We start from the raw sequence: 20,159 nt of genomic DNA on the forward strand, positions 1-20,159 counted from the left end.
CACAATATCAAATTCACTCATGATTTTAAGAATTTCAGAACCTTCATTTTTGCGTTATAAAAATCTATGCTATACTTAATTCAACAGAAACCGAGGTGATTGTGGAATGAATTCGATCTATACGCCGATTCGGAAAGATCCTTTTTCCAAGATTGAAGAAGAATTTGATTATGAAATTCTTAAAATAGGAAAGTTTACGAAGAAACCGCCGTTGATCAATCACAGTATTTTCATGAATCACTTCAAGATTTTATTCTTCCTGCAGGGCTGCTGCCGGGTGATCGTCGAAGATCAGGAATACCGGGTAGGTCCGGGCGATCTGCTGGTCGTGCCGATCAACGCCTTCTACACGGTCAGCTCCGAAGGTGAGGAAACGATCGAGTTCTTCTTCCTGCATTTCACCGTTCAGCCGGTGCATAAAATCGCGCGGTTTATCGAATCGCTCGAGCTGACGCAGATTCTGGTGCTGCACGATACGATCAACGAAGTGCTGGTGCATCAGCTGCAGCACACGATTAAAAAGGTCAACGAGCAGCAGCCGGGTTATTATCTGGAAGCGGTGCTGCTTCTGCAAAGCCTGATGCTGCGGCTGCGGATCCTGCGCCAGGAGGGCGATCATCAGCAGTCCGCTTCGCCGCATGTCCGCTCCAGCGAAGAAACGGTGTTCAATCAATGCGTCCGCTATCTGCAGGAGCATCTGAATGAAAATATCACCGTCGATAAGCTGTGTGAAATCGCGCATGTCTCGCAGAGTTATTTATACCGCTGTTTCAAAAAGCTCGTCCAGCAGTCGCCCAGCCAGTTTATCCTGCAGTTTAAGCTGCAGAAAAGTCAGGAATTATTGAAAACGACGGACGACTCGATCACCGCGATTGCGGACGCAACCGGCTTCTCCTCGATCTATTTATTCTGCAGTACCTTTAAAGCCGCGCTGGGACTGACGCCGACGCAGTTCAGAAAACATTTTAAAAATCAGGGCTCCGGCGGTTAAGCCGCGAAACCCTGATTTTTTATTCGTTCATTCTTCTTTCATTACCCATGTTCTTTCCCACCGCACAAGGTTTCTAAAGCTGCTTCAGCACACTCTCCGTCAACAAGCTTTCCGCCACCTCGGGGGAATGCCGCACCGTGATCGTAATCTTTCGTTCCAGCAATCGCCGGCAGATCGCGATGTCCTCGCTGGTCAGCGCCGTCCTCTCGTTCAGCACCTTCCCGTTCGGACGCATCCGCAGGCCGCCCAGATTGAGCGTTTTCAGTTCGCGGAAATGTTCCAGCACCTGATTGGCGTCGAACAGACTGCCGACGATGATCAGCACGTTGTCCGGCGATTCCAGCTGTCTGCGCACGATTTCAAAGCCCGCTTCCACCTCCGCGATCTGTAAGCGCACCTCGCGCGGTTTCGCCAGCCCCAGAATCATCTTCGTGAATTCATCGTTCGCCGCCTCGTCGTTCAGGACAAGAATCATATCCAGATTGTAATAGCTGGTCCAGTAGAACGCCACCTGCCCGTGAAGCAGACGGTCGTCCACGCTGACCTGCCGGATCATTCAGACCGCGCTCCCATCATGGCGTTGACGTAAACCATCTGATCCTTCGCCGCGTTCACAATTTCCTCGATCTGCGCTCCGTCGCTCACTTCGGAAAACAACATTTCCAATAACAACGAAATATTCGCTCCGCTGATCAGATAGAAATCCCGCGTCCGCAACTGCCGCATCGCTTCCAGATTGACGCTGCCCCCGACCAAATCCGTCACGACGCACAACGGCTCCGCCGGATCCCGCCGGTCCAGATACGCCTGCAGCTGTTGTTCAAAATCGTTATTGTACGGAAGCAGATCCACATTGTTCAGATCATCCTTGAAAAATTTCAGCGTGTTGACCACGCCCTGGGCATAGTCGCCATGTCCGGCAATCAAATATCGCATGTGCCCGCTCCTTTCTAATTTTTGCTTAACACTTCAATCAAATCCTCATACTCCGTGATTTTCCCCGAGAAGGGTTCGCGCGGATCGTTGATCATCTCGCTGATGAAATCATAGCCCAGCCGCAGCGAATCCAGATCGCCGTTGATGTTGACGAAGATGACTGCCTGCGCCCACAGCTTGTTCCAGATAATCGGCTTTTTCAGAAAACCGATATAAATGAAGCTTTCCGGCAGAGGTTTTAACGTATGCAGGAAGACGACGCCTTTGGTCGTTTCATGCGACAGGATGTGCTCCGCTTCCCAAAACATCGCCAGAATCTCTTTCCAGTTGTCAAACGCTTTGGCCACCTCGCGGAACACCTCGTCGCGCACGCTTCCCTTAAGACTGCCGTTGAAATAGCGCGGGGAGAAATAACGCGCCAGCTTGCGGAACGACAGGCGGTTGTGCTTGATCGACTGCTGGATCTGTTCGCCATACGACAGCCGGCCGTCCATATAAATCGACGGCACCGGATAGGATGCCTGCAGCGGCACTGTGCTGAGAATCAGTTCCGCCTGATGCAGATCATGATTTTCCAGTTCGCCGACGTCGCAGATCTCAATCATGTTCGCCAGCGCCGCGTGGTTTTCGTTGATCTCGTTGATCAGCGTGATCGTTTCCGGCCGGCCCCGCCCGCAGACAACTAAGATCTTGGCGCCGTGCGGCCGGCTCTCCGTGGAGAACAACAGATTGGTATACAGCACAAGATAGGCGAATTCGTTTTTATTCATCCGGACGTTGAAATTCTGTTCCAGAATATCGCTGATCATCATCGTGATGTGGGTGGAAAACAAATATTTGTTCAGGAAATCATAGATCATCGGATTGCGCATGACCAGACCGCTGCGCAGCCTTGCGACCATCGCCGGGATGTGCATCCGCAGATATTCCTCGTAGCGGTCCTTATTGATCGCGATCACGCCGAAGCGCTTCTGCAGCATCCGGTAAATATCGTAAAGCGTTTTCTCCACCTGTTCGATTTCCTCGCTGGTGATTTCGTCCAATTCCGTGATGTGCTTGGACTTGAAATGCAGCGCGAAGTAGAGAATCTCCTCCTGCGGCAATAAGATTTCCAGCTTATCCTGCAGCCGCCGCACCAAATCCTGTGCCGCCGGCCATTCCCGGGCGACGCTCGAGCGAAGCTCCCCGAGGTTTTCATCCTCAATTTTTACATAATTGTAGAATTTCCACCGGCGGATTGCGATGATGATGTGAATCACGAAATTCTGCAGCGACTGATCAGACATGTGAATGCCGTATTTTTCCATAATTTCTTCCAACAGTCCGCGTACAAACCGGATTTCATCCTGATTGGTGCTGGAAACAAACATCGCATTGTCAGCGGCGAAATAGCCGGTCGAAACGTTGGCGTGAAAGAAATACTCGGCGATGCACAGCCGTTTGGCGATTTCCTCCCCGACTAACAATATTCCATAATTCGGCCGGGAAATCAGCTCCAGATTGTAGTCCTTGAAGATTTCCCGCACTTCCTTCAGATCGGCGGTCAGCGTGGAGCGGCTGATATACAGCTCGTCGACTAAATCCTCGATCGTCAGATAGTAATCCACCGTCAGCAGCTTCTTCACGATGTAATTGACGCGTTCGTAACGGTACTTCGGCACGGTCTGCGCGGTTCGCAGCTCACGCCGCTTCAGCTCCGTCAGAAATTGATTATAGAGAAATTCATCGCCCACCGACAGCTGGTAACCGACCCCGGTCCGGGCCAGAATCGCCGCGTCGTAGTCCTTGAGGATCGCATTCAGCTCGCCGATGTCTTTTTTGACCGTGCGTGCCGACACCTTGACCTTTTCCGCCAGCTGGGCGCTGGTCAGCGGCTGGGAGGCTTCCCCCAGCGCGATCAGAATCTGTTCCAGGCGGTCGCTGATGTATTCCATCCGCTTCCCCTCCTCTCTCAAAAGAATGCAGGGTTGCCCCTGCATGATGCGCTACTGCAGCTTATAATCCTTGAAGTACGTCTTCTTCCCATCCGGAATCAGGCGCAGCTCAACCTCAAAGCCGTCGCTGACCAGCTTGTTGCACAGCTCGATATCCTTCTGCGATACCGCGATCGCGCCGATCAGGTTTTCCTTCGTTTCGGCATTCTTGCGGATTCCGCCCAGATTCAGCGAACCGATTTCCGGGATGCTGGTGAGGATGTCGGCGGCGTCAGGGATGTTGTTGGTGATGACCATGACGTTCGTGCTGCTTTTTAAGTGAGTGCGGATCAGCGCCTTCGCTTTCTCCACGCTTTCACAGACCAGCTTCGTTCCCCGCGGCTTGGCGATATCCAGCGTCATCTTCTGGAAATCATCCTTGGCGATCGCGTCGTTGGCGAGGATGATCATGTTGATCGACAGCTGCTTCGTCCAGGAAAATCCGACCGCACCGTGGATCAGACGGTCGTCAACACGCAGTAATTTTATCATTCGCTTGTTCCTCCTTGTTTTTTACAAGCCGACTTCGTTGCCGGTTTTCGGCGCTTTGGAGCCCATGATGTCGTTCATCCGTTTGCGGGCTTCGTCCAGCGGATTGACCCATTTGTCGCGGCCCATCGCGGAGATCACCTGGAATGGGATGACATTGAACAGGACGCTGAAATGTTCATCGAGGTGATGATTGATCGTCAGCACTTTCGGATCGTCGATCTTGCGGTTGGTGATCAGATAGACGCGGGAGGTCAGTTCATGGACGCTTTCGTACATTTTGACCGCGCGGTCGCTCGGTTGTCCCAGCGAATCGACGATGATCACCGTGCGCTCGGCGTTGGTCTCAATCGATGGTCCATGCAGGAATTCCTCCATCTCATAAGCGGTCGCGGCATGGCCGGTCGTCTCCGCGATCTTCAGCGCCCCTTCCAGCGCGACGGCGTGATTCGGGCCATATCCCAGAATCTGTACGCGCTTGAGGTCGGTCAGCTCTGCTTCGTTGGCGGCATACCAGACTTTCGCTTTCTCTACCGTCTGATCCATCGTGTCGCAGGCCTGCTTCAGTTGTTCATAATATCCGGCGGCTTCCTCCGCGCTGATCAGACCTTTGGCCTTGCCCGCTTCAATCGCGAACAACATGTAATATAAGCCGAGTGTGACGACGCCCTTGGTGACAAAACCGATCTTTTCAATCCCCATGCCCCAGTTCAGGCACAGATCGCAATGCTCCTTCATGACGCTCTCGACATTGCCGGTCAGGCCGATCGCCGTCAGGCCATGATCGCGGGCTTTCTGCAGGGCGTCGTTGGTGTTGGTCGAACGGCCGCTCTGCCCTGCGCCGAAGACAAACGTCTTTTCATCAAAGATCGTTTCATAATGATTAAAGGTAAACGAAGTAACGACTTCCGTTCTGACCTTGAGAACCTTTTCGACAAAGTATTTCGCCAGACAGGAGCCGTTGTAGGAAGATCCGGAGGCGATGATCAGGATCCGGTTGTACTCCTTTTTCGTATACAGATCGACGGCCGGCTGTACCAGCTGTGAAGCTTGTTCGATGTTGCGGCGGCACTGCGCCGCGCTTTCTTCAATATAACCCATCATCGTTTCCATTTCGACAATTCCTCCTTATGTTTTTCATGGAAAAGAGGAAGCAAGGCCCTTCGCAAAAGCCTTGTTCCCCTCCTTGTGCAATGCGGTCTGCCTGCCCTGCCGCTTTAAAACGCGCTAAACTTGATCCAAGACGGATGCTTCAGTCCACGGACAGGGAGACAGAAGCCGTTTGAAGACTACGATTAGAGAATGCCGATAACATTGCAGACGATGCCCAGAATGAACATGCCGATCATGATGTGCAGCATGTTGACCTGCTTCTTTAACAGCCAGGCGGTCGCCCACGTAATGCACAGCGGCAGCAGGCCCGGCAGAATTTCATCAAACAGCGACTGCAGCGCTAACGGTTCCATCTGACCAAACTGAATGACTAACGGCGTCGAAACCGAGACCATCGACATTGTCATCGCGCCGATCACCATCAGGCCCAGGATGCCGAAGCACAGCGTCAGCTTGTCCATGATGTTCGACTTGTAGATCTTGTTGATAAACTTACTTCCGAAATCATACGACTTCCACATCAGATACCAGCGGGCCAGGAAATGCGGTGCGTTGTAGAGCAGGATGAAGACGAAAGGCGCCAGCACGTTGCCCTGTAAGCCTAACTGCGCCGCAACGCCGGCCGCGATGACGCGGAAGGTACCCTGGAACAGCGAATCGCCGATGCCGGCCAGCGGTCCCATCAGCGCCGCTTTGACAGCGTTGACCGAAGCCGGAGCCAGATCCGGATTGCTCGAGATTTCTTCTTCCATCGCGCAGGAGATACCGAAGATCAGCGTCGATACCTGCGGCGTCGTGTTGAAGAATTCATAGTGACGGCTGAGCGCCATCGCCAGATCCTTCTTATCGGGATAGAGTTCTTTTAATGCCGGAATCATCGCGTAGCAATAACCCGAGCCCTGATAGTTCTGATAGTTGAACGAAGCTTCCAGCGTATGCGCGCGCCAGTACACGCCCATTAACGCCTTGCGGCTCAGACGCTTGGTTTCGCGCTTTTCGTCCGTGACTTCCTCTTCCGCTGCTTCCTTGTCCTCCGACTTGATGAAGAAGAAGGCGATCACCGCGAAGGCTGCGCCCAGGATCGCGACGCCCGTATTGGTCATGCCCAGGAAGGCCGACAGCACGAAGCCGATGAAGTAGAACGCGCCGATTTCGCGGGTCCAGATCATATTCAGCAGCATCGCGAAGCCCAGCGCCGGCAAAATCGATGTGCCGACTTTTAAGCCGTTGTAGATCCACTGCGGGATGAAATCGACGACCGCCTGAACTGCGCCGGTGCCTAAATAGATGGACGCGAAGACCAGAATCATCATGATCAGACTGAACAGCCACCAGGTCAGCCAGTGATACCGTTCCACCTTCTTGTAATCGCCGATTTCGCAGGCTTTCTGCATCTCGACGATCCAGTACTGCATGACGACGCGGATGAAGGTTTTTAACATATTGAACAGAATGCCGGTCGGAATTGCGATGGTCAGCGCGAACGCCGCGTCCTGACCGGACAGAATCGCCAGTCCGCCGCCGACGATCGTCGCGATGGAAACGTCCATGGATACCGAAATACCGATGTTCATGACGCCGATGAAGGCCAGCTCCAGCGTGGCGCCGATCAGAATTCCGGCTTGCAGATCCCCCAGAACCAAGCCGACCAGCGGACCGAGAACGATCGGTTTGGTCAGCATCATGTAACCGTTGATCATATCGGTTCTCGACACGAGATAAATCAACGACAGAAGCAGTGCGTTTAGTAACATAAGTGTTTACCCCTTTCTTAACCTTGGATTGTGTTGCGGTAGGCCTGTCGGTTTGTTTTCAGCTCTCGCTTCCTTTCTTTTGAATGATTGAATTAACATAACAGATCCGGTTCTGCGCTTCGCTGACGCAGCGCTGCAGATCAGCGGCCAGATCATCTGTTTCTTCCAGTTTCAGCACGTTGAGAATCAATTCGAGATTGACCCCGGCGAGGAGGTGGCAGTTGGGCTTCAGCAGGCTGCGCATCATGTATTGATTCACGCTGCCGCCCAGCAGGTCGGTCATAATAATCCAGGTTTCCGCTTCATGCCCCGCCATGATCTTCTGCATGTGGGTTTCCAGGGGAACCTCGTCGGTATAGGCGCACAGGGCTGTCACATCCGGATTTTCACCAGCCAGCCGGCGCACCGCGCTGGCCAGTCCGGCGGCGTATTCGCCATGACTCGCGATCAGATATTTCACATTATTCCTCTTTCCATTCGTCCTTTTCAATGCCATTATAGAAAGCTTTGTAATCATTAACTACTCAATTAATTTCACTAATTCTAGTGCAGTGCATCAGCCGGGCGGCCTTCCAGCAGCGCCGGGATTTCCGCCAAATCGTCAAACAAGGCGTGGGCCGGGGATTGATCAAATCCATACCGCTCATCGCGCTTGGCCAGCACGCGCATGCTGGCGCGGACCGCGGCCTGAATGCCGTAGGTGGAATCTTCAATCACGGTGCAGTGTTGAGGCTTGGCGTAAAGCTGGGCGGCGACGTGCAGATAGATTTCCGGATTCGGCTTGCTTTCCCGGAAATCATTGCCGCTGGCGATCACTTCAAACAAGGGCAGGATCGCGAGCTCCCGGAGCACTTGTTCGATGTTGGCGCGCGGTGAGCTGGACGCCAGAGCCAGGCGCCAGCCAGTGTTTTTCAGCTGATTCAGCGTTTGATGTACGTGAGGATTCGCCAGCTCGCGGTAATCGATCCGCTGCCCCTGATGGTACGCCCGGTAATCGCGGCGATAGGTTTCCTCACTATCATAAAATGCTGGATCCGCCTGTTTTAGAATCGAAAATGTTTTGCGGCTGCTTTCCCCGACAAGCCGGTCGAGCACCGCACGGGGAAATGCATAACCCCGGCTGATCAGAAAATCCTCAAGCCGTTTGTAATAAACCGGCTCGGTATCGACGAGCACGCCGTCCATATCAAAGATGACAATTTTCTCCATCTTCAACCTCCTTTCTGTGTTCCTGCGGATTTATTATAGGAAGATCGAGCTGTGGAACAAAAACGGAAAAAGATCACTAAGTTTAGTGCAGCGTTCCCCTGATTTCTGAGCGGCAACCTTGTATAATGGAAACAGAAGGGAGCGATGCATCATGCTTTTATTTTCCCAGCCCGGACCTCACAACACCAACGCGGCCGCCGTCGAGGGTATCCGCAAAGCCAAACAGCTGAATACCGATCTCGTCTTCGCTTCATCCTCCGGCGCGACGGCCAGAATCGTTATTGCGGAAGCGCGCAAACAGGGATTTACCGGAAAACTGATCGACGTCCGTTCCGTCTCCGATGACCAAGCTCGCGGTGTCAACCGGATGGATGCGGAAACCAAGCGCGAACTGGAAGCTCAAGGCGTTATGATCGTCACTGCCGGCCACGCGTTAAGCAGCGGGGAACGCGGACTGAGCCGTCAGTTCAGCGGGGTTTATCCGCTGGAAATCATGGCCGCCACGCTGCGGACTTTGGGTCAGGGCTTCAAGGTTTGTTTTGAATGTGCGGTGATGGCGCTGGATGCCGACGTGATCGAATGGGGAAAACCCGTTGTGGCTCTGGGCGGAACCGCAAGCGGAGCGGATACTGCCATTGTGATCACGCCGGGCTATTCCGCCTCCATCCTTACCACCCGGATCCATGAGATTCTCTGCAAGCCCGCGCTGATGCCGGACTCCGGGTCTTCAGGAAGAAATTCATCAACATAGACCCGGTCAGAACACGTTATCGTTTTCATGAAGAAGGTTTTGCATTCAGAGAATGCTATAAACCTCTAATGAGTTAATTATACAATCCATCCGCCTTCATTTCAACGCATTTGAGTTTGTTTCGTTTTATTCATTTCCCTCGTTCAACGTATTGGTCATTTTCAATTTCTTCTCCCTAATCCGCCTTCTTTTCAGTGCGTACCTAAACGATGAATCCCATCACTTTAAAACTCTTTAGCGGAATAGTACTCTTAAAAGTCATCGTTTTATTCTTTCTTTTGAGCTGCACTTTCCGAATAGAAGAAAAAGAATTCGATTAGGGCTGCGAGATTTTCGGAGTTGGAGTATCCGGACTTTCCTCAAGCGCGTCGATCCGGTTTGCCTGTGGAACAGCCGGGCCGCCATTTTCAATTTCCCGCTTCGAAGCCGGCATCTCTTTTGGCGAAACCTCCGGCTGGGTCAGATTGTTCAGCCATCGTTCCTTTTTCAACAAACCCAGCGCTAACAGACATTTCAGTACATAACTGACTTCCACCAAGAAGTAAACCGCGGTCAGCGGCAAGTTGGTTCCTCTCGTTAATCCAATCAACAAAGGAATCGGAATGATCCACATGAACAGGGAATCGATCAGAAAGATCGACCGGCTGTCCCCGCCGCTGCGGAAGACAAAATACACAAGAAAATGTCCAGTCGCCAGCGGGAATAACAGCGCCATGATCTGCATCAGCTGATCTGCCGTCCGCAGCGAAAGCGCAGAACCTGTGTAGATCAGCGGAATTGTCCACCGGCAGAGATAAATCAGTATTCCAAACGCGATGGAAAGTCCCAGCGCCAGCTTGAACACACGCCGCACAACCTCCTTGGCCTCCGCTTTCTTTCCCTGCCCCAGAACCGGACCGACCAGAATAGTCAGCACCGTGCCGGCCGCAGGAAAAAGCACCCGGAACAGCTCATAGTAGGTCATCGCAATGGCATATCCGGCCGTCATCGGCGTACTGAACGACGAGTAGCCTTTAAATAACATCGCCAGCCCCAAGCCGTAGAATAATTCGTTCAATCCGATCGGAAGCATCGTTTTCCCAATCTGAATTGCCAGCGAATGCGGCATTTTCGGCGTCGCCTTCCACGCCTGCGCAAAGACGCACCGCGAGCGTTTCATCAGGACAATCATGATCAGCGCTTCCGCACACCGACACAGCAGCATCGCCAGTCCCGCCCCCAACATACCGCCAGGAATCCCCTCCAGCAAAATCAGATTCGCCAAAATCTTAACGATGACGGCGGCGCAGCTGCCCCACAGCGGAAGGCGCACCTGTCCGATCGCCCGCATCGCGTTGGCAATCGCCTGCGACAGCACATAGGGAATCATCGACAGCGCCAGCAGCTGAAGGTAGACCGCGGCCGGGCCTTCCAGCGCCGGATCGGAAGAAAACAGCCGGACCAGCGTTTGCGGAAAGGCAAGCCCGGCCAGGATAAACGGAAACAACAGCGCGATCGAAGCCGCCAGGGAAAACCGGAACGTCTGAGTCATCCGCTGTGGCTGATCAATTCCGGCATATTGGGCGAGAAACACAACCCCGCCCGCCAGAATACCGTTGAGAAAGCTGCTCGGCACTGTAAACAGGCGGTTGACAATTGCGGCCGATGAAACGAAGAGATCGCCGTACCGGCCGACCATCACGTTGTCAATAATCGTGATCAAGTTGAGAATCAGCTGCTGCGCGATCATCGCCAGACAAAGATTCAGGGCTTGCCGGTAAAAGTGTTTCGCTGATTCCTGATACTTCTCCATTCAATTCCCCTCCGCTCTGACTTTCATTCTTCCTTTAGTATAGGAAGTCCGGTCCGGCGGCAGAAACTGAAAAAAATCACCATTTCTGGTGAAGTTTTCTTTCTCCTCTGAGCTGAATCAATGGAGATTTTATTATTTACGGGTTAGAAACGGAGGTTTTCGCACACATTGATTCCCATGATTTCAATGGGGAAACTGGCTGCGGATTGCTTCCATCAGCGCCAGCACTTCCCGGGTCTTGGCCTGCGGATAGAGCGGACTTTCCCGCCAGCCGTTGCCAACGCAGCGGCAGACTTCCGCAATCTCCCCCGCCAGATCGGTATACTGAATCGTCGGCCGGATCGTCTGTATTCCCCGGGCGTTTTCCAGAATGATTTCCTCCGCCCGGTAATAGTAAGGAATCCGCAGCGTGCCTTCTGTTCCCCGGATCACGGCTTCGCGCGGACGTTCACGATCGATCGCGCCTTCGGTCAGAATGCGCGCGCCGCTGTCGGTCATCAGTTCGCATTGGAAGTGAACATCGATGTGATCGCGCAGCTGGGCCGTTACGTTCAGAGTCGGCTTCAAATTCGGAAACAAATCCAATACGAAATAATAAAGATAGCTGCCGATGTCGTACAGCGCGCCGCCCTGAAGGGGATCCAGGATGTACCAGCCCGGTTTTGTCTGGCCTTTTAAATCGTAACAGTAATTGACATCGACGTCAGTCACTTGACCGATAGCCCCGTCTTCGATCAGATTTTTGACGATCGCGCTGGTCGGGTAAAACGGCGTCTTCAGCGCTTCCATTAAGAAGCAATCCTGACGTTTCGCTTCCGCGCACAGCCGATCCCAGTCCGCGCTGGTAAATGCGGCGGGTTTCTCCACCAGGACATGTTTATGCTGCGCCAGCGCCGCCAGCGTCATCGCTTTATGCTGCGCATGCGGTAGTGCAATGTAAACGCAGTCGACCTCAGGACTGGCCAGACAGGCTTGATAGTTGTCGGCAATCCGTGCGCCCGGCACTGCCGCGGCCGCCGCTTCCCGCTTGGCTGGGGTCTGAGAAGCAATCCATGTGATCTCCGCTTCTTCAACCTGGGCGCTGTCATGAACGAATCGCTGCGCGATCCCGCCATAACCTAATATTCCAAATCGCATAACTTCACACTCCTTTGACACCACTATACGCCTGCCTGGGGAAAAGAAAAAGCGAAGAATTGTGAATTTTTATAACGGATTTCTTACGGTTTACTATTTTTCCTGATCATGGACTGTATTGTATTTCTTATTGATGTCCAAGCCTTCTCCGCCTTTGTTATGGAACTTCCGATTTCAAAAGTGTTCTGTTTACCCGAATTGTGCGGAAGCCGGAAGAACGCCAAAGGGACACTCCTTCGATGAGAGCGTCCCTTCTTTTTACATTTTTTTGTCCGAAGCAGAATGGAGGCAGAACAATCCATTCAGATCCGACTGCTCTGCCGGAAAGTCCTTACTTGACCAGCGGTTCCCGCGCGTGATCCGACAGCGTCGTTTGTGTTGGCCGCGCCGTGATCTTGTCCTGCGTGATCGTAAACTTATCTCCAACAAAATAGTGGGTTGTTAATTCAAAAGGTTCGTCGTTGACATTCCACAGGATCGTCTGACGAAGCAGAGGAACATGATTGGAGCCGATCAGCTTGGCTTGTTCCGCACTTGGCAGACAGGCGCCCAATTCCATATATCCGTAGGACCGCTCAATCCCCAATTCTTCAATGTACTGGTTCAGCGAACCTTCCAGCCGTTTAATATCCATCGTCGGCAGAATATTCTGCGAGATATAGGAATACGAAATACAGATCAGACTGCCGTTGCCGAAACGCGTCCGGATGAAGAAATGCAGAAAGTCTTCCTCCGCTACATGCAGCAGAGCGGCGATGTCCGGGGCTTCCTTGCCTTTGATAATTCCATATTTAATCAATTCAGCCGACGGTTCCAAACCAGCATTGCGGATCATATCCGTAATGCTTTCAGTCCGCACTGAGCTTTTTTTGATCTTCGCCTTGAATTTGTCATCTGCGAACGTACCCTTGCCTTTTATCCGTTTGATAAACCCATGCACGGCTAATTCGTTCATGGCCCGGGAAACCGTCATGTGACTGGTGGAAAACTTGGCGCAGATCTCGCTTTCCGGCGGAAACGGTTCATCGTTAGCAATCTCTCCGCTTTCAATTTTCTCTTTAAAGTAATTCACGATTTCCACATATTTTGGAAGTTTCGGCATGTTTTACCCCCTGCTTTTTAAACTTTCGGCAATTCTTTTGTTCTCAGAATTGCCGTGTTCTGTTTATTTCGTTTCTTCCACATTTCCATGTCTGAGGCTTGGATAATGCGACGAAACGTAACGCTTTTTAACCGGACTGACCTTCGTGTCGATTCCCGTGTCTTCACAGATCAGCGCTGAAAGCACCTGAAAAGGAATCACATAGAGAATCGGCGAAAGCAGATCCGTCGTTTTCACTGAGAATTTCAGATCTCTTTCTGAACTTGCCACATCCTCCTCACAGGTGACCACAAATACATGCTCTGTGAAGACGTCTTTATAATATGGAACTAACTCTTTCAAACGTTCCAGTTCTTTCCGGCCCTCGGAAGCGATCATAAAGATATAGTTATCCTGATTGTAGGCCCGCATCGGCCCATGCATTTGTTCTTCCATCTCATAACCCGTGCACGGCCGGGAATATGTTTCAAAGAATTTCAGCCGTGATTCCAGCGCCGTCGTATAGTTAACCCCATAGCCTGCGATAGAGGATTTTGTCATTTGATAAAATTCTTCTTTATTACGATTATACCAGTCGATCGACTCATTGACAACTATTTCCAGGTTGTCGGCCAACGCCTTGGCCGCTTCATCCAGCTGCTGGTAACGAGCCTGGTCAATCAGTTTTTTACGCCGCGCGATCTCAATGGCCTGGATGTAAAACTGGAAGACGGTTTCCGTATAACCACGCGTTTCCGGACCGATTTCTTCTTCTTCACAGACTAAATGACAGTATACGTCTGCCAGCTCTTCCAGCACGCTGTTTAATTGTTCGGTTACCGCAATGGTGAAATACCCGTCATCCGCAGCTTTTTTTACTGCTTCACAAGTCGAGATACTGTCGCCGTGCTGTGAAAAGCCGATGACACAGATTTCTTCTTTCTTAAAAATTCCGGACGGATTCGGATTCTCATGATAGGTAAACAACGTCGGCGCACAGGCAACGCCTTCAACGTGCAGCAGCTCGACAAAGAGATTTCTAATAACCATCGAAACATGATTGGAAGTACCGGATCCCAGGAAGTAGACCTTCTTAAAATCATGCTCGACAAAAGCGTCAACAAAGCGGGGCATATATTCATTGCGGGTAGCGTAGGCCTTCTTTAAAACCCGGGGTGTATCCTGAATATGACCGATCATTGAGAGTTTTTCTTTTTCCATGCTTTATTCTGTTCTCCTTTTTCTTGAATCATCGGGCAGCTCATCCCAAATATACCACATACCGCCAAAAAATCAACAGTAAATATATATTTGATATAAATTTCTTTCTTGAAAATAATTTGTGTTCTCCAAGGATTCAGGATATTCTGCGGTTTTTTGTCAGGAATATGCTGGAAGTGATACAAATTTGTCTTGTATTAGGGGTGTAATCATTTAGGTCCTCAATTTTTAATATATATTTTTAATATTTTTATATTTACAAATATATATTTATAGATTATACTGAGTTTAAATCAGGCAGCTCTCATCCAGTTTCATCCATTGAAAGGGGGAAAAAACATCGAATGAATCAAATTATCATCGCCGCCCATGGCCGGCTTGCGTCGGGCATGAAGGAAACGCTGGAATTTTTCGGCGCCCGAAACATCATCATTCTTGAACAAACCGTTCAGGAAACCGGCTTTGAGGCCAAGGCTGAACAGATCCTGCAGCAATGCGTCGGCCAAAACTGCATTGTCTTTACCGATCTGTACGGCGGTTCCGTCAATCAGATCTTTTTCAAAAACCTGCGGGATCGTGCCTTTCATCTGATCACCGGCATGAATTTAGCGATGATTCTGGAATGTGCTTTCACGGAAACCGATCTGGATGCTTCGCAGTTAAAAGAAATCATCGCCAACGCCTGCCGTCAAACCTGTTACATGAACGACTTGTTGACCGGCGGCGGGGAAGACGACGACTAGAAAGGAAGAAAATCAATATGATCAGTTTATTACGCGTCGACGGACGGCTGGTTCACGGCATGGTCGCGGTGACCTGGGTTGGGGAACTCAAACCCAATGTTTTAGTCGTCGCCAATGATGCGGCGGCCAACGACAGTTTTCACACAATGACGTTAAAGTTGGCCAAGCCGGCCAATGTGGACATGTATGTCTGGACGCTGGCCAAGGCGGTTGACCGCTTGAACGGACCGAAATACAAAGCGAAGAAAATCTTTATCACGGTCAGCACGATCGCCGACGCGGAAGCGCTCGTCAGCCAATGTCCGGAGATTCGCCGCGTCAATGTCGGCCCTGAAGTCGACGGTACAAAGGGGCGGGTAACCGAAGGAAAAGTGGAGATCAGCGACGGCGTCTTTGCCTCCCCGGTAGAATTCGCGTGTCTGAAACGCATTCATGATCAGGGTGTCGAGGTGTTCGCGCAGATCACTCCGCAAATGCCGGCAGTCGATTTTACGGATTTCGCTAAAAAATTTGAATAAGAAGGAGAAAAGAGTATGATTTTACAAGCTATTCTCGTCGGTCTTGTCGCGGGTTACGGACGGATCGAACAATCCTGGTTCGGGCAGCAGATGATCGCGCGGCCGATCTGGCTGTGTACGCTCGTCGGACTTTTGTTAGGGGATTTAAAGCAAGGCGTCATCATCGGCGGTACGCTGGAGCTGATCTGGGCTGGTGTCGTTCAGATCGGGGCTGCGCCGACAGAGGTTGTCAGCGGCAGCGTGCTGGCTTCGGCGCTGGTCATTACCAGCGGTCTGACCGTCGAGGAAGGTGTCGCACTGGCAATCCCGGTCGCGCTGCTGGCCAGCGTTATGAATACGTTTATCTCGTCGGTGAACTCTGCCGTTCTGTCTTCCTTGACGAACAAAGCGGTGGAAAACTGTGATACCAAGATGATCTGGTGGACCGGCATCGGCGGAGGCATCATTTATTTCGTCGTTTACTTTGTCGTTATCGCGCTGGGCTTTATGGCCGGATCCGTCGCAATCCAGGCGGTCATCGATTCCATTCCAGGCGTCGTCCGCTACGGTCTGACCAATGCCAGCAAGCTCCTGCCTGCGATCGGCATCGGCATTCTGCTGAAATTTACGTTTGATTGGAAATATGCCGGCTTCTTTGCGCTGGGCTTCCTGCTTCCAACCTATCTGGGAATGGGCACGATGGGCGTCGCACTGACGGGATTGGTCTGCGCATACATCTATTATCAATTTAAACCGAGAGCAGAGGAGGACGACTAATCATGACAAATCCGGTTCAATTATCAAAAAAGGAATTGAATAAGGTATTCTGGCGTTCCTATCAGGCGCTGGGGTGTTATACCTACGATAAGCAGCAAGGGATTTCCTACATGCGCGCCCTGCTTCCGGCGCTGCAGAAACTCTATCCGGATCCGGAAGATCTGAAAGAAGCCTTGATCCGGCACAACGTCATGTTTAATACGACCTGCGCTTTCGTACCGTTTTGTCTGGGCATCACCTGCGCGATGGAAGAAGAATACGCCAACGCTCCGGAAGGTACGTTTGATCCGCAGTCGATCAGTTCTGTCAAGATCGCTTTGATGGGGCCGCTGGCCGGGATCGGCGACAGCTTCTTCTGGGGGACGTTCCGGGTAATCGCCTGCGGGATCGGCGCTCCGCTGGCGGCAGCCGGCAATCTGCTCGGGGTCGTGCTGTATCTGGTGTTGAATTTACTGCCGTCGACCTTGACCCGCGTCTATGGCTTTAAGCTGGGATATCAGGGCGGCCGGGAGTTCTTAGCGAAAATCCAGGCTGACGGCACTCTGGAAAAAGTGACGGAGGCCGCAAAGATTCTGGGTCTGGTCGTCATCGGCGGACTGGTGCCGGCGATCGTCGCGGTTCCGGTTTCCCTGGAGCTGAACATGGGCGGCGGTTCGTTCATTCTGGCGGATGTTCTCAACAGCATCATGCCGAATTTACTGCCGTTGGTCTTATCCGTCGTTGTTTATCATTACATCCAGAAAGGCGTCAGCGTCAACAAGCTGTTATTCCTTTTGTTAGGCTTAGGCATTTTATTAACGGCGGTCGGTTTCTTCCCGATGGGATAAGCTGGCAAAGATAGTTTCAGGATAAGCAGGCTGAGAGATCGCCTGCTTTTTCTTACGAAAAACATCATCATGACTTCTTATGTAAAATAATAACGATCAAGTTCAAGGATATGGAAATACCGTCACGGTGTAATAATGATAAATGGAAAAAGCCTTATTTTAAAAGCGAGTGAGCGTTTGTCGTTGTTTATTCATTCCTTTTCCAGCTTGGAAAAACAATAAAAAATCATCGAGTAAAGGAGACTGTTGAATGCAAGGTAAAGAAATAATAGGATTGATATTCCAAAAAAGTATTCGCACCAGATTTATCCAACATTCATTGATTTATTTGTATAATGTTGGGTATAATGTAGATAGGTGAAAAGAATGAATCTTATTATAAGTACAGTGCAGCAGGAAAAGCAACGAATTGATTATATGTTGGTAAAATATCAAAAGGCCCTTGCCGAATTGCCAAAGGGTACAATTTCTGAAAAACAGGTCAAAGGCAATACGTACTACTACCTAAAATACCGAGCTGGAAAAAAGATTATTTCCAAGTACATCGGGAAAAAAGAAATCGAAAAACTGAAACAACAGATTGACAGACGTCGTCATATTGAAACAATGATTAAATCGCTGCTAGAAGAACAAAAACTTGCGGCAAAAGTATTGGAGGGTAATCTATGATTTTGTATCACGGAAGTAATGTAGTCGTTTCTGAACCGAAGCTGATTCAGCAGAATCGGTTTCTAGATTTTGGTTTTGGTTTCTATACCACTACAAATAAAAAGCAAGCTATAGGCTTTGCGGATAAGGTTTATAAACGAAGAAAAGACGGTGGCAGAATCGTCAATATTTATGAGATTGACGAACAGAAAGCCTTTACAGAATGTTCCATTTTACGGTTTGATACCGCTGACGAAGCATGGCTTGATTTTGTATCAGATAACAGATCAGGCAACTATGCGGGAGAAACATTTGACTTTATCCTGGGGCCTGTTGCTAACGATAATGTTTACACCACATTTACCCTTTATACCGCTGGAGCATTGACTAAGGAACAGACCTTGGAGGCTCTTAAAATCAAAAAGCTGTATAATCAGTTAGTGCTCACCTCAGGAAAAGCGTTAAGCTACTTAAAGTTTATGGGCACGGTGCCGGAGGAGGAATTTTAATGGAAAAGCAGAAATTTGAAGCGATGCTCATACTTCTTGTTCCGCAGGTAGTCCACCTGATCACTGAGAATTACCCGTTTGATGAAGTTACTGCCTCTAAAGAATTTTATGACTCTCAGGTATATTCTTTTCTGGAGCAGGAAGATACGAAGTTGTGGCATTTGAGTGCGCTGACTTTGTTCAATATGTTCGATGAAGAAAAAAAGACAGGCACATTCACATTCCCAGAGGAGGCATGATGATGAGTAAAGAAGGTAATTTTTTAATCTATTGTATCGAAAGGTATAAATCCGCAAAAGGCTTAACCGGCAGACAGGTTTCTGAATTGTTCACAAAATACCGTGTATGGGATTACATTTATTCTTGTTTTGAAGCTTTGCATACAACCGGAGAAAAGTATATTGTTGAAGATATTGATCTGTATATTGAAGCCAGACAATCAGCGATGGTTTAACTGCAAAACCGGAAATAAAATGAATCGGAACCTGCTCATTCTATATGAAAAGCGCTGCCTTCAAGGACAACGCTTTTTTATTGAACTTTCTGCCGAAAATGTTCCGTCGGCATTCACAGCATTACACTTCCTGAATTCGAGGAAAGGGAGGAAAACGATCTAGTAAGTATAGCTGCCCATCTTTTTGTGGAAATCCGGATCGCTGGCAACGTTGCAGTCTATGCCCAGATCCAGCGATAATTTTCTCGCCAGCACCTGCAGCGGCACAATATACTCCATCGTTGCGAAATACGGATCGTTGACAAACGGGTAAACGAAATTATGCGGATCCTCAGCCTGGGAAGCCTCCGAAGTGATCACATAGTTCGGGTTATGCCGCTCGCGGGCGAAGTAATCCCGCATCCGCAGACAGCGTTCAAAATACTGCCCCGGGCAAGCCAGATAAACCATCGTCGTGTCTTCGTGAATCGAATGATACACGCCGTGCATGAATTCTTCCTGCTCGTAGCCGACGACGCTGTAACGCACGGCTTCCAGAATTTTCAGCGTGCCTTCCATCATGGCTGAAATACAGCTTTCGTAGCCCACCAGAATCATCCGGCGGCAAGGAAGCAGATCTTCCTTATTGCGCAGATACCACTGGCTCGCCTGTTCCGCAATCTCCGGAATGTTGTCGCAGGTTTTCACCATCTGTTCCGTTAACCGCATTTTCTCTTCTTCTGAAATCCGGCCTAAACGCACCGCCAGCTTCATGCCCAGAAGCATAATCGTCGCCATTGTGCCGATATACCCCTTGGTCTTCGGACCGGCATATTCCATGCCGATCGCCAGCAATATCGTGACGTCCGCATGATCGCTGACCGGCTTGCCGGCCTCGCCGGTAACGACAATCGTCTTTAAGCCCAGACTCCGCGCTTTATCCAGCGCCGCGATCGTGGAAGAACTGCGGCCGGCCTGGGAAATTCCAATGACCAGCGTATGCGGGTTCAGAATCAGTTCATTGTCCTTAAACTGCATCGGATAGCTGGCAAAGACCTTAACCTTCAGCACATCCTCAAGCAGCTTTTTACAAGCCAGCGCGCCGTGATAGGATGTGCCTGAACCGACGACATAGATCTGTTCGATCATGCCGTCTGCGCAGTAATCCAGCGCTTCTTTGAATATTTCATCCTGGTGCTCGACGATATTGCGCACCGCCGGCTTGGATTCCAGGATATACTGGTACATATCCCAGTTTTTTTCCGTCATGAATTAGCC

General features: G+C 50.6%; 23 protein-coding genes. 10 read left to right on the forward strand and 13 right to left on the reverse strand.

Features of this window, described 5'->3' with window-relative positions; translation table 11 throughout:
* Positions 1–106: 106 nt before the first annotated feature.
* A complete protein-coding gene (locus HOLDEFILI_RS02820) occupies positions 107–991 on the forward strand; it encodes an AraC family transcriptional regulator (protein ID WP_006057886.1) in 885 nt (294 codons plus the stop codon).
* 73 nt (positions 992–1,064) lie between these two features.
* Here HOLDEFILI_RS02820 and HOLDEFILI_RS02825 read toward each other — a convergent pair whose 3' ends face one another.
* The 8 genes from HOLDEFILI_RS02825 to HOLDEFILI_RS02860 form a co-directional block, all read right to left on the reverse strand.
* Positions 1,065–1,547 (reverse strand): PTS sugar transporter subunit IIB, encoded by a 483-nt coding sequence (locus HOLDEFILI_RS02825; RefSeq protein ID WP_006057887.1) that lies wholly within the window; start codon positions 1,545–1,547, stop codon positions 1,065–1,067.
* Complete coding sequence (locus HOLDEFILI_RS02830) at positions 1,544–1,927, reverse strand: PTS sugar transporter subunit IIA (RefSeq protein ID WP_006057888.1); 384 nt, start codon at positions 1,925–1,927, stop codon at positions 1,544–1,546. Before HOLDEFILI_RS02830 ends, HOLDEFILI_RS02825 begins: the two co-directional genes overlap by 4 nt.
* Positions 1,928–1,941: 14 nt before the next feature.
* Positions 1,942–3,861, reverse strand: a complete 1,920-nt coding sequence (locus HOLDEFILI_RS02835; RefSeq protein WP_039863786.1) for a BglG family transcription antiterminator — start codon at positions 3,859–3,861, stop codon at positions 1,942–1,944.
* Between the two features lie 51 nt (positions 3,862–3,912).
* On the reverse strand, positions 3,913–4,392 hold the full coding sequence (locus HOLDEFILI_RS02840) for a PTS sugar transporter subunit IIB (RefSeq protein ID WP_006057890.1): 480 nt from the start codon (positions 4,390–4,392) through the stop codon (positions 3,913–3,915).
* 21 nt (positions 4,393–4,413) lie between these two features.
* A complete protein-coding gene (locus HOLDEFILI_RS02845; protein WP_006057891.1) occupies positions 4,414–5,502 on the reverse strand; it encodes an SIS domain-containing protein in 1,089 nt (362 codons plus the stop codon).
* 182 nt (positions 5,503–5,684) lie between these two features.
* A complete protein-coding gene (locus HOLDEFILI_RS02850; RefSeq protein ID WP_006057892.1) occupies positions 5,685–7,256 on the reverse strand; it encodes a PTS system mannose/fructose/sorbose family transporter subunit IID in 1,572 nt (523 codons plus the stop codon).
* A gap of 58 nt (positions 7,257–7,314) precedes the next feature.
* Complete coding sequence (locus HOLDEFILI_RS02855; RefSeq protein WP_050766910.1) at positions 7,315–7,716, reverse strand: PTS sugar transporter subunit IIA; 402 nt, start codon at positions 7,714–7,716, stop codon at positions 7,315–7,317.
* A gap of 83 nt (positions 7,717–7,799) precedes the next feature.
* Positions 7,800–8,465: an HAD family hydrolase gene (locus HOLDEFILI_RS02860; RefSeq protein ID WP_006057894.1), complete on the reverse strand. Its 666-nt coding sequence runs from the start codon at positions 8,463–8,465 to the stop codon at positions 7,800–7,802.
* 151 nt (positions 8,466–8,616) lie between these two features.
* On the opposite strand from HOLDEFILI_RS02860, the gene HOLDEFILI_RS02865 reads away from it, so the two are divergent.
* Entirely contained in the window at positions 8,617–9,216 is a 600-nt protein-coding gene (locus HOLDEFILI_RS02865) for a pyruvate kinase alpha/beta domain-containing protein (protein WP_006057896.1), read from the forward strand.
* Positions 9,217–9,532: 316 nt separating this feature from the next.
* On the opposite strand, the gene HOLDEFILI_RS02870 is transcribed toward HOLDEFILI_RS02865, so the two are convergent.
* The 4 genes from HOLDEFILI_RS02870 to HOLDEFILI_RS02885 all read right to left on the reverse strand — a co-directional run bounded on the left by HOLDEFILI_RS02870 (position 9,533) and on the right by HOLDEFILI_RS02885 (position 14,447).
* The gene (locus tag HOLDEFILI_RS02870) at positions 9,533–11,008 is read right to left on the reverse strand and encodes an MATE family efflux transporter (RefSeq protein ID WP_006057897.1); all 1,476 of its coding nucleotides are present in this window, start codon (positions 11,006–11,008) and stop codon (positions 9,533–9,535) included.
* Between the two features lie 183 nt (positions 11,009–11,191).
* Complete coding sequence (locus HOLDEFILI_RS02875; RefSeq protein ID WP_006057898.1) at positions 11,192–12,145, reverse strand: Gfo/Idh/MocA family protein; 954 nt, start codon at positions 12,143–12,145, stop codon at positions 11,192–11,194.
* A gap of 331 nt (positions 12,146–12,476) precedes the next feature.
* Positions 12,477–13,247, reverse strand: a complete 771-nt coding sequence (locus tag HOLDEFILI_RS02880; RefSeq protein WP_006057900.1) for a GntR family transcriptional regulator — start codon at positions 13,245–13,247, stop codon at positions 12,477–12,479.
* Between the two features lie 63 nt (positions 13,248–13,310).
* Positions 13,311–14,447: an SIS domain-containing protein gene (locus HOLDEFILI_RS02885; RefSeq protein WP_039863789.1), complete on the reverse strand. Its 1,137-nt coding sequence runs from the start codon at positions 14,445–14,447 to the stop codon at positions 13,311–13,313.
* Positions 14,448–14,791: 344 nt separating this feature from the next.
* On the opposite strand from HOLDEFILI_RS02885, the gene HOLDEFILI_RS02890 reads away from it, so the two are divergent.
* The 8 genes from HOLDEFILI_RS02890 (at position 14,792) to HOLDEFILI_RS02925 (ending at position 18,902) form a co-directional block, all read left to right on the forward strand.
* Entirely contained in the window at positions 14,792–15,190 is a 399-nt protein-coding gene (locus tag HOLDEFILI_RS02890) for a PTS sugar transporter subunit IIA (RefSeq protein WP_006057903.1), read from the forward strand.
* Positions 15,191–15,207: 17 nt separating this feature from the next.
* Positions 15,208–15,708 (forward strand): PTS sugar transporter subunit IIB, encoded by a 501-nt coding sequence (locus HOLDEFILI_RS02895; protein WP_006057904.1) that lies wholly within the window; start codon positions 15,208–15,210, stop codon positions 15,706–15,708.
* A gap of 15 nt (positions 15,709–15,723) precedes the next feature.
* Entirely contained in the window at positions 15,724–16,464 is a 741-nt protein-coding gene (locus tag HOLDEFILI_RS02900; protein ID WP_006057905.1) for a PTS mannose/fructose/sorbose/N-acetylgalactosamine transporter subunit IIC, read from the forward strand.
* A gap of 2 nt (positions 16,465–16,466) precedes the next feature.
* Positions 16,467–17,291 carry a PTS system mannose/fructose/sorbose family transporter subunit IID gene (locus HOLDEFILI_RS02905; protein WP_006057906.1) on the forward strand — a complete coding sequence of 275 codons (825 nt, stop codon included), beginning with the start codon at positions 16,467–16,469 and terminating at the stop codon, positions 17,289–17,291.
* 366 nt (positions 17,292–17,657) lie between these two features.
* A complete protein-coding gene (locus HOLDEFILI_RS02910; protein WP_006057908.1) occupies positions 17,658–17,960 on the forward strand; it encodes a DUF6788 family protein in 303 nt (100 codons plus the stop codon).
* The gene (locus HOLDEFILI_RS02915; RefSeq protein ID WP_006057909.1) at positions 17,957–18,448 is read left to right on the forward strand and encodes a DUF3990 domain-containing protein; all 492 of its coding nucleotides are present in this window, start codon (positions 17,957–17,959) and stop codon (positions 18,446–18,448) included. The genes HOLDEFILI_RS02910 and HOLDEFILI_RS02915 overlap by 4 nt, the downstream gene beginning before the upstream one ends.
* Positions 18,448–18,687 carry a hypothetical protein gene (locus tag HOLDEFILI_RS02920; protein WP_006057910.1) on the forward strand — a complete coding sequence of 80 codons (240 nt, stop codon included), beginning with the start codon at positions 18,448–18,450 and terminating at the stop codon, positions 18,685–18,687. The genes HOLDEFILI_RS02915 and HOLDEFILI_RS02920 overlap by 1 nt, the downstream gene beginning before the upstream one ends.
* A gap of 2 nt (positions 18,688–18,689) precedes the next feature.
* A complete protein-coding gene (locus HOLDEFILI_RS02925; protein ID WP_039863790.1) occupies positions 18,690–18,902 on the forward strand; it encodes a DUF3791 domain-containing protein in 213 nt (70 codons plus the stop codon).
* Between the two features lie 159 nt (positions 18,903–19,061).
* Here HOLDEFILI_RS02925 and HOLDEFILI_RS02930 read toward each other — a convergent pair whose 3' ends face one another.
* Positions 19,062–20,150 (reverse strand): SIS domain-containing protein, encoded by a 1,089-nt coding sequence (locus tag HOLDEFILI_RS02930; RefSeq protein ID WP_006057913.1) that lies wholly within the window; start codon positions 20,148–20,150, stop codon positions 19,062–19,064.
* Between the last annotated feature and the right edge of the window lie 9 nt (positions 20,151–20,159).

Origin of the sequence: Holdemania filiformis DSM 12042 (genome assembly GCF_000157995.1) — a bacterium.
In the GTDB taxonomy this organism is placed as follows: domain Bacteria; phylum Bacillota_I; class Bacilli_A; order Erysipelotrichales; family Erysipelotrichaceae; genus Holdemania; species Holdemania filiformis.

What these genes read in the sequence shown, in the direction of transcription:
- HOLDEFILI_RS02915 (WP_006057909.1), top strand. Translation starts at nt 17,957, where the DNA reads ATGATTTTGTATCACGGAAGTAATGTAGTCGTTTCTGAACCGAAGCTG.
- HOLDEFILI_RS02875 (WP_006057898.1), bottom strand. Translation starts at nt 12,145, where the DNA reads ATGCGATTTGGAATATTAGGTTATGGCGGGATCGCGCAGCGATTCGTT.
- HOLDEFILI_RS02820 (WP_006057886.1), top strand. Translation starts at nt 107, where the DNA reads ATGAATTCGATCTATACGCCGATTCGGAAAGATCCTTTTTCCAAGATT.
- HOLDEFILI_RS02840 (WP_006057890.1), bottom strand. Translation starts at nt 4,392, where the DNA reads ATGATAAAATTACTGCGTGTTGACGACCGTCTGATCCACGGTGCGGTC.
- HOLDEFILI_RS02865 (WP_006057896.1), top strand. Translation starts at nt 8,617, where the DNA reads ATGCTTTTATTTTCCCAGCCCGGACCTCACAACACCAACGCGGCCGCC.
- HOLDEFILI_RS02845 (WP_006057891.1), bottom strand. Translation starts at nt 5,502, where the DNA reads ATGGAAACGATGATGGGTTATATTGAAGAAAGCGCGGCGCAGTGCCGC.
- HOLDEFILI_RS02830 (WP_006057888.1), bottom strand. Translation starts at nt 1,927, where the DNA reads ATGCGATATTTGATTGCCGGACATGGCGACTATGCCCAGGGCGTGGTC.
- HOLDEFILI_RS02835 (WP_039863786.1), bottom strand. Translation starts at nt 3,861, where the DNA reads ATGGAATACATCAGCGACCGCCTGGAACAGATTCTGATCGCGCTGGGG.
- HOLDEFILI_RS02910 (WP_006057908.1), top strand. Translation starts at nt 17,658, where the DNA reads ATGAATCTTATTATAAGTACAGTGCAGCAGGAAAAGCAACGAATTGAT.
- HOLDEFILI_RS02920 (WP_006057910.1), top strand. Translation starts at nt 18,448, where the DNA reads ATGGAAAAGCAGAAATTTGAAGCGATGCTCATACTTCTTGTTCCGCAG.
- HOLDEFILI_RS02895 (WP_006057904.1), top strand. Translation starts at nt 15,208, where the DNA reads ATGATCAGTTTATTACGCGTCGACGGACGGCTGGTTCACGGCATGGTC.
- HOLDEFILI_RS02890 (WP_006057903.1), top strand. Translation starts at nt 14,792, where the DNA reads ATGAATCAAATTATCATCGCCGCCCATGGCCGGCTTGCGTCGGGCATG.
- HOLDEFILI_RS02825 (WP_006057887.1), bottom strand. Translation starts at nt 1,547, where the DNA reads ATGATCCGGCAGGTCAGCGTGGACGACCGTCTGCTTCACGGGCAGGTG.
- HOLDEFILI_RS02905 (WP_006057906.1), top strand. Translation starts at nt 16,467, where the DNA reads ATGACAAATCCGGTTCAATTATCAAAAAAGGAATTGAATAAGGTATTC.
- HOLDEFILI_RS02850 (WP_006057892.1), bottom strand. Translation starts at nt 7,256, where the DNA reads ATGTTACTAAACGCACTGCTTCTGTCGTTGATTTATCTCGTGTCGAGA.
- HOLDEFILI_RS02880 (WP_006057900.1), bottom strand. Translation starts at nt 13,247, where the DNA reads ATGCCGAAACTTCCAAAATATGTGGAAATCGTGAATTACTTTAAAGAG.
- HOLDEFILI_RS02925 (WP_039863790.1), top strand. Translation starts at nt 18,690, where the DNA reads ATGAGTAAAGAAGGTAATTTTTTAATCTATTGTATCGAAAGGTATAAA.
- HOLDEFILI_RS02930 (WP_006057913.1), bottom strand. Translation starts at nt 20,150, where the DNA reads ATGACGGAAAAAAACTGGGATATGTACCAGTATATCCTGGAATCCAAG.
- HOLDEFILI_RS02870 (WP_006057897.1), bottom strand. Translation starts at nt 11,008, where the DNA reads ATGGAGAAGTATCAGGAATCAGCGAAACACTTTTACCGGCAAGCCCTG.
- HOLDEFILI_RS02900 (WP_006057905.1), top strand. Translation starts at nt 15,724, where the DNA reads ATGATTTTACAAGCTATTCTCGTCGGTCTTGTCGCGGGTTACGGACGG.
- HOLDEFILI_RS02885 (WP_039863789.1), bottom strand. Translation starts at nt 14,447, where the DNA reads ATGGAAAAAGAAAAACTCTCAATGATCGGTCATATTCAGGATACACCC.
- HOLDEFILI_RS02860 (WP_006057894.1), bottom strand. Translation starts at nt 8,465, where the DNA reads ATGGAGAAAATTGTCATCTTTGATATGGACGGCGTGCTCGTCGATACC.